The 12,072-nt window shown below is 43.1% G+C and carries 9 protein-coding genes; 1 reads left to right on the top strand and 8 read right to left on the bottom strand.

Annotation, left to right across the window (positions count from 1 at the left end; all coding sequences use genetic code 11):
* Positions 1-2: 2 nt before the first annotated feature.
* The 8 genes from pruA to CUU64_RS13395 form a co-directional block, all read right to left on the bottom strand.
* Positions 3-1,550 (bottom strand): L-glutamate gamma-semialdehyde dehydrogenase, encoded by a 1,548-nt coding sequence (gene pruA / locus CUU64_RS13430; protein WP_101634133.1) that lies wholly within the window; start codon positions 1,548-1,550, stop codon positions 3-5.
* 148 nt (positions 1,551-1,698) lie between these two features.
* Positions 1,699-2,865 carry a CamS family sex pheromone protein gene (locus CUU64_RS13425; RefSeq protein WP_101634132.1) on the bottom strand — a complete coding sequence of 389 codons (1,167 nt, stop codon included), beginning with the start codon at positions 2,863-2,865 and terminating at the stop codon, positions 1,699-1,701.
* Positions 2,866-2,877: 12 nt separating this feature from the next.
* A complete protein-coding gene (gene ligA, locus CUU64_RS13420) occupies positions 2,878-4,884 on the bottom strand; it encodes an NAD-dependent DNA ligase LigA (protein WP_101634131.1) in 2,007 nt (668 codons plus the stop codon).
* A 27-nt stretch (positions 4,885-4,911) separates the two neighbouring features.
* Positions 4,912-7,134 (bottom strand): DNA helicase PcrA, encoded by a 2,223-nt coding sequence (pcrA, locus tag CUU64_RS13415; protein ID WP_101634130.1) that lies wholly within the window; start codon positions 7,132-7,134, stop codon positions 4,912-4,914.
* A gap of 243 nt (positions 7,135-7,377) precedes the next feature.
* Complete coding sequence (gene pcrB / locus CUU64_RS13410; RefSeq protein ID WP_101634129.1) at positions 7,378-8,061, bottom strand: heptaprenylglyceryl phosphate synthase; 684 nt, start codon at positions 8,059-8,061, stop codon at positions 7,378-7,380.
* Positions 8,062-8,227: 166 nt separating this feature from the next.
* Positions 8,228-8,524, bottom strand: a complete 297-nt coding sequence (locus CUU64_RS13405) for a YerC/YecD family TrpR-related protein (protein WP_101634128.1) — start codon at positions 8,522-8,524, stop codon at positions 8,228-8,230.
* A gap of 18 nt (positions 8,525-8,542) precedes the next feature.
* The gene (locus CUU64_RS13400) at positions 8,543-9,586 is read right to left on the bottom strand and encodes a DUF3048 domain-containing protein (RefSeq protein ID WP_101634127.1); all 1,044 of its coding nucleotides are present in this window, start codon (positions 9,584-9,586) and stop codon (positions 8,543-8,545) included.
* Positions 9,587-9,653: 67 nt separating this feature from the next.
* Positions 9,654-11,396 carry an adenine deaminase C-terminal domain-containing protein gene (locus CUU64_RS13395; protein WP_101634126.1) on the bottom strand — a complete coding sequence of 581 codons (1,743 nt, stop codon included), beginning with the start codon at positions 11,394-11,396 and terminating at the stop codon, positions 9,654-9,656.
* 250 nt (positions 11,397-11,646) lie between these two features.
* Here CUU64_RS13395 and CUU64_RS13390 point away from each other — a divergent pair, with 250 nt between their 5' ends.
* Positions 11,647-11,961, top strand: a complete 315-nt coding sequence (locus CUU64_RS13390; protein WP_101634125.1) for a YgaP family membrane protein — start codon at positions 11,647-11,649, stop codon at positions 11,959-11,961.
* Positions 11,962-12,072 lie beyond the last annotated feature (111 nt).

Below are 12,072 nucleotides of genomic sequence, written 5' to 3'. Positions count from 1 at the left end.
TATTAGTACATTTCAGAAGTAGTCTTTCCTTGCATATGAAGCACGAGATAATCCGGGCCTCCGGCTTTTGAATCTGTACCGGACATATTGAAGCCGCCAAATGGCTGGTAGCCGACAATGGCACCTGTACAGCCACGGTTAAAGTAAAGGTTTCCAACATGGAAGTCAGTTCGGGCTTTCTCCATATTCATACGATTATTGGTAATAACCGCGCCTGTTAAACCGTACTCTGTGTTGTTTGCGATTTCAAGGGCATGGTCAAAATCTTTTGCCCTACAAAAGGCTACGATCGGCCCGAAGATTTCTTCCTGCATCAGCCGTGCATACGGATCAAGGTCTGCAAAGATGGTCGGCTTTATGAAGTAACCCATAGAATCGTCCCCTTCCCCGCCTGCCATTAGCCTGCCTTCCTTTTTGCCGATTTCAATGTATTCGATTATTTTGTTATATGCATTCTGGTCGATGACCGGACCCATGAAGTTCGAATGATCTTCTGGGTTTCCAATGGTAAGCTGTTTCGTCAGCTCCACAGCACGACTTAGGACCTGATCGTATACTTCTTCGACGATAACTGCACGGGAACATGCAGAACATTTTTGACCGGAGAATCCGAAAGCGGATTTCACAATGGATTGGGCGGCGAGTTCCAGATCGGCTTCTTTATCTACAACGATCGTATCTTTTCCTCCCATTTCAGCAATCACACGCTTTAGCCAAATTTGCCCTTCATTTACTTTAGAAGCGCGTTCAAAAATCCGTATACCAACATCGCGAGAACCGGTGAAAGATATAAAACGAGTTCTCGGATGATCAACCAAATAATCTCCGACTTCAGCTCCACTTCCCGGTACATAATTAAGGACACCTTTTGGAAGTCCCGCTTCCTCCATAACTTCCACAAACTTGGCCGCAACTACAGGAGTGGCGGAAGCCGGTTTTAATAGGATTGCATTGCCCGTTACAATCGACGCTACAGCCGTCCCTGCCATGATGGCAAACGGGAAGTTCCATGGAGAAATGATAATACCTACCCCAAGTGGGATATAATCATAACGGTTATATTCATCTGCCCGGCTTTGGACCGGGATTCCGTCTTTTAATTTCAGCATTTGGCGCCCGTAAAATTCCAGGAAGTCAATCGCCTCCGCCGTATCAGCATCTGCTTCATTCCACGGTTTCCCAGCTTCTTTTGTTAACAGGGCTGAGAATTCATGCTTACGGCGCCGGAAGATTGCAGCTGCCTTGAATAGCACATCTGCCCTTATTTCAGGTTCTACCTTTTTCCATTTCTGGAATGCTTGATCTGCTGCTTTCATTGCTTGTTCTGCCAATTTGCGGTCTGCTTTAGATACGCGGCCAATGACTTCATGTTTATTGGCAGGATTATAAGAAACGATCTTATCTTCAGTTGAAATGCGCTCTCCACCGATAACTAAATCATAATCTTGGCCTAAATAAGCTTGAACTGTCTCAAGACCCTTTAAATAATCGTTTTTGTTCGCCTCACGAGAGAAATCAGTAAATGGTTCATGCTTGTATGGCTGTACCAAGTAAATCCCCTCCAATGTATAACATAGAGTGCTCCCATTACCATTTTACCCGATAAAATCTGAGTATTCAAACTTATAAATATATTACAAAAAATTAAATCGTTATTATTTTAAAAATAAAAATACCCGCTTTACCAGCGGGCAGTCATTAGTTATAAATATGCACAAATGGTTCCTTTTCGCCAGATTTACGAACAATAAGTGCTTCCTGTCCATTCACAGAAGTAATCGATACCTGTACCGAAATGTAATCCTGGAAGTGCTGCATCACCTTACCTGTTACATATTGGGTAAAACCTATCGCTTCTGATTTCCCATAGAATTGTATCGGAATATTAATATCCAGCTCTTGCAGCTGATCATCCACGTAGAAAGCACGCCCAATCACACCATTGAAGTTAGGGAAATATTTCTCTACATCCTGTTTGAAGCTTTCAAAGGCATTTACATCTGCGCGGAATTTATTTTTTGTTTTCTCATCCGCAGGGAATAAATAATATTTTTCATTAATATCTTTCCATCTGCCAATCTCATTGCTTCCTTCGCCCACATTCGTATAGGAAATGAAATTCCCTGGTACGACAGAAGAATTTTCTTTTTGCTCAAAAAGTGCGATCGTGATTGGCACTGAATGTAATTTGTCCATTTTCCTCAATCTCTTTAGCACTTCCTGGGCGATCTTCTTTCCCTCCTGTTCCATGTTCTTTACTTTGGAACTATAGGTGGCGCCGTATTCTTCTTTTTGATAGTAGTGGACGGAGTTTAGCGCAAGCCCGATGACAACTCCTCCAAGCTCCAGTTTGTCATTCTGATTTCTGATCAGGTAATTTTGTTCCAGAATGTGTGCTAAATAAATCGGGTTCTCTTGATTCCTTTTATCGATATCGCCCTTTCCGGGATCCATCGGATTAAGGCCGATATTATCTTTCGGTGACAGGCCCTCTTCTTTTAGCTGTTCCGGTGTGAATTTGCGGTTGAGCCACAGCTGAACCGTCCGTTTGTTTAAGTACTGGCCTTCCTGGTACAAATAATGGTCCTGGTCAAATTGTGTTTGGGCCATTCTCATAAGCCCGGTTTCAAACTCTTCAATATCATATCGCGTGTTTAAATTGGAAACGACGAGCCCACGTGCTTTCGAAGGTTCAAACTGCGGGATTGTCCGGTAATATTTATCCGATATATTATACTTCGGAATGATGACTTTCTCCTTTGAATTATCCGATTCCTGGACCACTTCTTGCTGCTTCTCAAATTGCGGGGCACACCCGCCAAGAAGCATCGCAAGCATTAGTCCGACCAAGGAGATTTTTTTCATGCCTTACACCTCTTATTTTTTTAATTCTCTGACCAGTCTCTCCTCATCCCATACTTCGATGCCAAGATCTTGCGCTTTGGCGAGCTTTGACCCTGCATCTTCTCCAGCAATGACAAGGTCTGTTTTTTTGGATACACTGCCCGTAACATTAGCTCCTAATTCTTCAAGCTTTTCCTTGGCTTCATTGCGTGTCAACTGCTCCAATTTACCAGTAAGAACAACTGTTTTTCCAGCAAAAAATGAATCGGAATCTTGCTCACTGACGGGCCTTGCTCCTTTATAGCCCATATTTACACCCGCTGCCTTTAGCTCACTGATCAATTCTCCTACTTCTTCACTTTCGAAAAAAGTCACTACCGAGTGCGCCATCTTTTCCCCAATTTCATTGATGGCTGTAAGATCTTCAAAAGTTGCACTGCTTAATTTGTCCATTGTTTCGAACTCTTGGGCCAGCGTTTTGGCTGCCTTCGCACCTACATGGCGAATACCTAGCCCAAAGAGCAGTTTTTCCAACGAGTTGGACTTAGAAGCTTCAATTGCCTGCAATAAGTTTTTTACTGACTTTTCACCCATGCGCTCGAGGCCAATTAACTGCTCATAAGTCAGTTTATAAATATCGGCAACATCCTTGATCAAGTGTTCACTGAATAGTTGGCTGATTACTTTCTCGCCCAGGCCTTCAATGTTCATTGCATTTCGGGACACAAAATGAATGAGCCCTTCACGGATTTGCGCCGGGCATTTTGGATTAATGCAGCGGAGCGCCACCTCTTCCTCCAGCCTGACCAAATCGCTTCCGCATTCAGGACAATGAGTAGGCATATGGAACTCCTCTTCTTCCCCTGTCCGTCTTTCGGCTAACACATTAACCACTTCCGGGATGATATCTCCTGCTTTTTTCACGACAACCTGATCGCCTATTTTGATATCTTTTTCCCTGATTAAATCTTCATTGTGGAGGGAAGCCCGTCCGACTGTCGTACCCGCAACCCTTACCGGTTCCAAAATGGCGGTAGGAGTCACGACACCTGTACGGCCCACGCTTAATTCAATTGCACGCAATGTAGTAATGACTTCTTCAGCAGGAAACTTATATGCAATGGCCCAACGTGGACTCTTTGCCGTAGTTCCCAGCTGCTTTTGTTGCTCGAGGGAGTCAACCTTTACAACAATACCGTCAATATCATACGCTAGAGTTGGGCGCCTTTCTACCCACCCCTCCACATATGCTATCACTTCATCTATATTGGCGCATTTTTTTCGTTCTTTGTTTGTTTTAAACCCAATGCGGTCCAACAAGTCCAGTCCTTCATTGTGGGACATAACCCCGGTTTCCCCAACATCCGCAATTGCGTACAGAAAAATATCCAGGTTTCTTTTTGCCGCCAGTTTCGGATCGAGCTGGCGCAAGGAACCTGCTGCCGCATTCCGGGGATTGGCGAATGGCTCTTCACCGCGTTCCTCTTTTCCCCTATTCAGCGCTTCAAATGATCTTTTCGGCATAAAAGCTTCACCGCGTACCTCGATGGAAATAGGTTCTTTTATTCTTAATGGAATCGACTTTATGGTTTTTAAATTTTCCGTGATGTCTTCCCCGATTGTTCCGTCGCCGCGGGTAGCCCCCTGAACAAAGAAACCATCTTCATACCTTAGTGTTACCGCAAGGCCGTCAATTTTTAATTCACACACATAGGAAACATCACCGCTAACTGCCTGGCACACCCTCCTGTCAAAATCACGGAGATCTGCTTCATTGAAAGCATTCCCCAGACTAAGCATCGGACTACGGTGCTCTACTTTTTCGAACATTTCCAAGACTGCGCCTCCTACCCTTTGAGTAGGAGAATCAGGGGATCGGAGCTCAGGAAATTGCTCCTCATATTCAATTAGCTCCCTCAGAAGCTTGTCATACTCAGCATCTGGTACGGACGGCTTGTCCAATACGTAATATTCATAGCTGTATTGATTTAAGAGATTTTGCAATTCTTTTACATGCTTTTCAGCCGTTTTTACGTCCATAAGTCTAATCCTTTCCTGTAGTTGGTACTACACCTTTTGAATCGGCGCAAATTTCGCGAGCAGCCGCTTGATACCTGTAGGGCTAGGAAACGCAATATCCAATTCTTTTCCTTCACCTTCACCCTTTACGCTGACCACTGTTCCGATTCCCCACTTTTTGTGAGAGGCTTTGTCACCTACGCGCCAGCCAATCTCTTCTCCTCCAGTTGAAGCAGGAGCAGCACCTGCACGGCCAAATGAAGCAGAACGTTGGGCGGATCCGGCTGGTCTTGATGGTGTCATAAAGGAAGGCGTTTTTTTCTTAGGCAAGAGGTCTTCAAGAAGGTCTTCCGGGATTTCCGTAATAAAACGGGATACCGGGTTCATATTCGTCCGTCCGAACAACGTACGCATTTGGGCATTTGTAAGGTAAAGTTCAGATTCCGCACGAGTGATCCCTACATACGCAAGGCGTCGTTCCTCTTCCATTTCCTCTTCATCCATTAGTGAACGGCTGTGAGGGAAAACCCCCTCTTCAAGGCCAAGCAAAAAGACAATCGGGAACTCGAGTCCCTTTGCCGAATGAAGTGTCATCAATGTGACGGTATCCTGCGCTTCTTCTGTTTCGTCAAGCTGGTCGATATCCGCGACCAAGGCAAGATCAGTCAAGAAGGCGACTAGCGACTTATCTTCATTTTTCTCTTCAAAACTCTTTGTGACAGATAGAAATTCATCAATATTTTCTAATCTGCTCTGTGATTCAAGCGTTTTTTCCGCTTCTAGCATCTGGCGGTATCCTGATTTCCCGAGAACTTCTTCAACAAGCTCCGTAACCGATAGATATTCCTGCATCTGGGTATACCCATGGATTAAGTCGCGAAATTCCCTGACCGCTTTCAAAATCTTCGGGCTTAATCCAACCTGTTCGATTTCCTGCAGCGCCTGGAACATGGACAAATCGTTCATTAAGGCGTAATCAGCAATCTTATCAAGTGATGTTGAACCAACTCCCCGTTTTGGTACGTTAATGACTCTCCGCAATGAAATGTCATCATCAGGGTTTGCGATCAAACGAAGATAAGCAAGGATGTCTTTAATTTCTTTCCTATCATAGAACTTGATGCCTCCGACGATGCTGTATTGGATATTTGACTTGAGGAGTACTTCTTCCATTACACGGGATTGGGCATTCGTTCTATACAGGATTGCAACATCGGAGAACTTGCGGGAGCCGCTCCTTGTTAATTCATTTATCTTTCCTGCAACAAACTGGGCTTCTCCCTGTTCATTGTCTGCCCGCAAATAATTAATCTTGTTGCCTTCCATGTTCTCGGTCCAAAGGTTTTTCGGCTTCCGGTTGCTGTTGTTGGCAATTACTTCGTTCGCTGCCTTCAGAATCCGTTTTGTGGAGCGGTAGTTTTGCTCAAGGAAGATGACCGTGGCGTTTGGATAATCCTTCTCAAAAGAAAGGATATTGGCTATGTCCGCGCCCCTCCAGCGGTATATCGACTGGTCGGAATCGCCTACAACGCATAGGTTCTTGAACCGGGATGCGAGCTGTTTCACAAGCATATATTGGGCACGGTTGGTATCCTGATACTCATCCACATGAATATACTGGAACTTGCGCTGATAGTACTCTAATACTTCAGGGACCCTTTGAAACAACTGGATCGTTGTCATGATCAGATCATCAAAATCAAGCGCTTGGTTTTTCCGGAGCCGTTTCTGATATTCCGTATAAACCTCGGCCACAGTCTGGTCATAAAAGCCCCCAGCCGTTTTCGCATAATCTTCCGCAGTCATCAGCTCGTTTTTCGCACTTGATATGGTACCTAAAATAGCACGGTAATCAAACTTTTTCGGGTCCATATTTTTGTCTTTTAGAATCTGCTTAATGACCGATTGCTGGTCGGTTGTATCAAGTATCGAAAAATTGCGGCTATAACCAATCCGGTCGATATCCCGGCGCAATATCCGGACGCACATAGAATGGAACGTGGAAATCCAAATCTCTTCTGATGCTCCTCCAAGTAGGCTTCGAATCCTTTCCTTCATTTCGCGCGCTGCTTTATTTGTAAATGTGATCGCAAGGATATTCCAGGGTGCCATCTGTTTTTCTACCATTAAGTAAGCAATGCGATGAGTAAGCACACGTGTTTTTCCACTTCCTGCCCCCGCCATGATTAAAAGCGGCCCTTCCGTTGCTTTCACTGCCTTTTGCTGTTGCTCATTTAATCCGTTTACTAATTTCTCAGATAAATACTGCATGAAAACACCGCCTTTTCCGAACATTTGTTTCTATTATACTATATTTATTCATAGGAATACGTAACTTTTTACTACTTTATATATGCATCATTTCTAATTTAATCAAATGATTGATTAATTCTTACAGCTTCCTAATATAATCAATTCTGTTGTTTAATCAAACGATTGATTAATTCTTACAGCTTCCTAATATAATCAATTCTGTTGTTTAATCAAACGATTGATTAAATGGATCCCAAAATTTTATTTTACAGCTGAAACGGTTTTCAAAGCCATAGCCAAATCATCATATACAGCATTTCCCACCACGATTACATCAGCAATCTCAGCCATTTCTTTTGCCTGCTCCACTGTTTTGATACCACCGCCATAAAAGAGTACTGTTTCGGATAAGTTGTTCTTTGCGGTTTTTACCATGCGGGTATCACCGTACGTCCCGCTATATTCCATATAAAAAATCGGCAGGTGGAACATTTTTTCGGCCATCATTGCATATGCCATAACATCATCTGTATCCAAATCCAAATTTGCCTTAGTAAGTCTGGCAGCCTTGCAATCCGGATTCAAAATGCAATAACCCTCTACAACAATTTCATCCCAATTCATGATTTCCCCGTATTGTTTTACCGCCTGATGATGCAGCCTCATCATCCAATCCGGATCGGCGCTGTTCAGTACCGTCGGGATGAAATATAGATCAAAGCCCGGTGAGACTGTTTCAACCGAGGTTACTTCCAATACACACGGAACCGAGTATCTGCGGACTCGTGCCATCAAGTCGAGCACATTTTCCAATGTAATCCCGTCCGAACCGCCAATAATAATAGCATCTGTTCCTGACTCACAAACCGCTTCAAGTGCTGAATCCGTTATGTCTTTATTGGGGTCAAGCTTGAAAGCGTGCCTCCACTCATGAAAATCGTACATGATAATCCTCCATTCACTCTTTCCATTACACCATTATAGCATTTCAGAAATCGAATAGAAAAAGAGAAAATAGAGTCAGTCATCGGCTCTCTCCTATTCTGTTCACATCTTTTCAGGAAAACAAAAAAGCTGGGACTATCAAAGCCACAGCAGGAAATACACATTGTTATTCATCTATTTTAATTCTTTCAAGAGCCATTGTATAAGCATCGTTCCCGTAATTCAAGCACCTTTTCACCCTTGAAATGGTTGCCGTGCTGGCGCCAGTTTCAGTTTCGATTTTATGATAGGTTTTCCCTTCTTGAAGCATGCGGGCAACTTCCAGCCGCTGCGCCAGTGATTGAATTTCATTCACTGTACACAAGTCATCAAAAAAGCGGTAGCACTCCTCTAAATCTTGTAAAGACAAAATCGCCTGAAAAAGCTGGTCAAGCTCTTTCCCTCGAAGTTTATCAATTTGCATAGCATTTCTCCTCTTTTTTCAGTTTGTCTCGATTGTAACGGATTGTGAAATCCCCGGTTGGGAGGGCACGAAATTTACCCAGGTTCTACCCGGGGCTAATCCAACCTCCACACCGTTTTTCACTGGGATGATAACGCCATCTCTGTTTTGCCACTCTACTTCATTTAGTTTACCTTTTTGAAGCAGATAGCCTTTTCCCCCCGTTTTTATATCGATTTCGCGCCTTCCGCTATTGTCAATCACGCGGTGCTGTGCTTCAATGATAAAAATATTATCAAGCAATATCGGGGTCTGGTCCCCATATTCCACAGTTTGTTCCCCATTTGAAAAGCGTTGATATTTTGCCAACTTTTGATCGTACTTGTATTGCACATTAAAAATATCTGAACCATACCGGATGTTAGCGGTGAAAGCCGGGCTTCCCTGCAAGTCTTCCATCTGCTCTTCAGTTAAAAACATCATGGGTTTCGGTGGAAGGCCGAGATCGTATGATTGACTAGCCGCACCCTTTTCAATGTTTTCAAAAGAAATATAAGAGTTATGGGGAGCTTTCCGGAAAGTTTCCCTTTTAAATAGCGTTCCATCAAAAGCAATGCCATTTAGATTGTCTACATATCCCTGTCTCAGCATAACCTTTGCTTCCGGACTGTAACCATGTGCAATATATAGGGCACCGAGGCCTTTTGCCAAATCAATATAATACTTCCTTGCACTTCGGACAGGACCTACTTTTTCCGGCTTTTCGCTCTGGTAGACAGCCAAAAACCTTGTGACTTCAGATTCAGCAAGCATTTCATAAACAATATCCGCTTTTGACAGACCAGATTGAGGACGGGCTTTTGGATGATTATTCACCATTACGGCAATTGCCCTGCCCTGACTGTCATTTGTGCCAATTCCTGTAAATGGGTATGTATCAGAAAACGTTTCTTGCTCCACTACTTTCCTTGCAGTTTGCGTAGGTTGGGCGGGCTCTGGATTATTCGGCTTTGATTCCTCTTTGCCGCAGCCTCCTGCCAGCAAACTGGCTGTTAAAATAAGTGTAATCACGCTGTGTTTCATGATTTACATTCTCAGCCTATAAAAAGGCTTCCCCTTTTAATTCTCTTTTTAGTTTTTCTTTTATATTTTAACGCATTATAGTGGGAAAGAGTACAGTTTTGTTCATTACATCATACATTCCTTGTGGTGTCACACGAATATACGGTAAATGGGTAGATGAAAAGAACAATAAACTGTATACCGGATCCGAAAAAGGATAGCCTCTTTCCTGCAGAAGGCTCTTCAGCTCTTTTTCCTTCCCAATTAATTGCTTGATTGGCTCATTTGTCATAATACCTTTCATTGTTAGCGGGAGTTCAAATATAGTATTTTCATATTCAGTCATAACAATGCCGCCGCCTATCTCCTTCATTCTTCTGAATGCTGCGATAATATCCTCTCTGCGCTTGCCGATAAGAATGATGTCTCCTGTACTGGAATAGGAGCTTGCAAAGCCGCATAGTTGATTCGCAAAGCCCTTTATGATTGTGTTGACCCTCCACTTTCCCGCTGCGTCAACCATCATAAAGAAACACTCATCATGGTCAAACGATAATTCTTCGTAGGATACATCGGAAGAAATGGAATATGGCTTCGTAATGACATCATTGACCATTTCGATCCCAAACGGCATGGAAAACTCAAGATCCCCGTGTCCAATATCAAAATCAAGCTTCAACGGCTCTAGTCCATATGCGTCCCAATTGATTTCCGCGTATTCCGTACTTTCAACACCGTCCCGCTTCACCCATTTCCCTTTGGCCAGCACAGAAACAGGTGTCGGATTCTTTACATCCTCCAAAAAGTTAATATTGGCTACCCTGCCTGTTGCTATATTGCCATGAAGATATTCTAAGTTGTAATACCGGGCTACATTTATCGTGGCCATATTATAAGCATCAATTACAGGGATCCCCTTATCGATTGCCATTTTGATCATTCTGTCGATCATGCCTTCTTCATAAAAAGCAGGAGGGGAGCCGTCCGTGGTAAAAAGAAACTTATCGAAATGCTCTATCCCTAGCTCCTGAATCTCATCGAGAAGCTTTGGCAGGTCCGGCCGGATTGAAGATTGGCGCAGCGACACCGTATACCCCTGCATCAAGCGGTTCATCACCTCTTTACCAGTCATTGCTTCATGATCCGCATCAACACCGAATAGCGTCATTTTTGCTAATGTTTTTTCCGAGGCTCCTGGAAAATGCCCCTCAATTTGTTTTCTCATCCGCTTTGCTTCCTGGATCCAGTGAAGCAGCATGTCATCCCCCGCCAATAGTCTAGGCCAACCTGTTAGCTCTCCGCCCTGGAGGACCGCATCATGTTCAAGCCATGATTTCACTTCACCGTGAGAAAAAATTAATTCCTCATTTTGAATTTCCGACTGAGAATCAAACCGGCACCACCAATACATGGTAGCTGGAATATTCCGTAGTTCCCCTAGTAAAGAAAACGCTTTCTTTTTTTCTAATTGTAAAAAAAGCACCAGATTATCATTGATCAATGTGGTAGTCCCAAAATTAGATGCATAACGGGAGAGCGTAAGGGGATTATATAATTGGAAAGGATGCGAATGGGGTTCAATGTAACCAGGTACCAAAAACTGATCCTTACAATCGACTATTTCACAATCCGTAAGATTTTCAGGAAGCTTATCCCCAACATACACAATCCGGTCATCATAAATCCATATATTCGCTGTCATCCATTTTCTTAGAACCTGATTTAAATACACAGCATCTTTCAGTAATATGTATGGCGCCCTTTTGCCATCCAAAACATCTATATGCTCACGCAAATGCTTATTTTTCCATCTGTATCGTTGTTCAAGCATGAACATTCCTCCAAATCAACAAGTTTACCCATAAATCAAGTCCGAATCATTGAGCAAAAAACGCAGTCATGAAGCAAATGATCCGACTTATGAACAAAGCATCCAATCATTAATCGAACAAAGTGTAAGCGCTTTACTTAACCAAAAAATTGGAAAGTAGATTAGTTTTTCTCTATAGTATCATATTTCCTGACTTTAACACAGTAAAGTTATTAAATTTTCTGTTAAATCTTTATGAAGGAGTAAAAAAATGAAAGCCAAACAAAATATTGGAATAGTAAATGCGTTAATCAGGATTACCTTCGGGTTTACAATATTGTCATGGTCAACGGCTAAACTTGTGAAAAAGCCATGGAGGGATTCTTACATTCTGCTAGCACTTATGGGTGCTATGAAAGTTGGAGAGGGCATCCTCCGTTATTGTCCGTTAACAGCCCTTTATGAAAAAAGCCAGGAACAGAACGGGAACTATGTTGGCGGCCAGAGTGGAAGTAACCAGGAGAATGAACGCGGTGGTCAAAGACCCCGCCAGCGCGAACAATTTAGAGCGCGCCCGCAGGAATAATAACAGGGTGGAAAAACGCTTGGATCTATTGGATCCAAGCGTTTCCCATTTTTAGAATTGAATAGTTACATTCGGTTTCATATTACACTGGACGTATCTCATATTTGGACA

It is taken from the genome of Bacillus sp. V5-8f (genome assembly GCF_002863565.1).
GTDB lineage: Bacteria > Bacillota > Bacilli > Bacillales > DSM-1321 > Peribacillus.
This window is presented reverse-complemented; position numbering and strand designations above follow the sequence as displayed.

Coding starts and splice junctions, on each gene's coding strand:
- pcrA (WP_101634130.1), bottom strand. CDS start 7,134: ATGCAGTATTTATCTGAGAAATTAGTAAACGGATTAAATGAGCAACAG.
- ligA (WP_101634131.1), bottom strand. CDS start 4,884: ATGGACGTAAAAACGGCTGAAAAGCATGTAAAAGAATTGCAAAATCTC.
- CUU64_RS13425 (WP_101634132.1), bottom strand. CDS start 2,865: ATGAAAAAAATCTCCTTGGTCGGACTAATGCTTGCGATGCTTCTTGGC.
- CUU64_RS13400 (WP_101634127.1), bottom strand. CDS start 9,586: ATGAAACACAGCGTGATTACACTTATTTTAACAGCCAGTTTGCTGGCA.
- CUU64_RS13395 (WP_101634126.1), bottom strand. CDS start 11,396: ATGCTTGAACAACGATACAGATGGAAAAATAAGCATTTGCGTGAGCAT.
- CUU64_RS13405 (WP_101634128.1), bottom strand. CDS start 8,524: ATGCAAATTGATAAACTTCGAGGGAAAGAGCTTGACCAGCTTTTTCAG.
- pcrB (WP_101634129.1), bottom strand. CDS start 8,061: ATGTACGATTTTCATGAGTGGAGGCACGCTTTCAAGCTTGACCCCAAT.
- CUU64_RS13390 (WP_101634125.1), top strand. CDS start 11,647: ATGAAAGCCAAACAAAATATTGGAATAGTAAATGCGTTAATCAGGATT.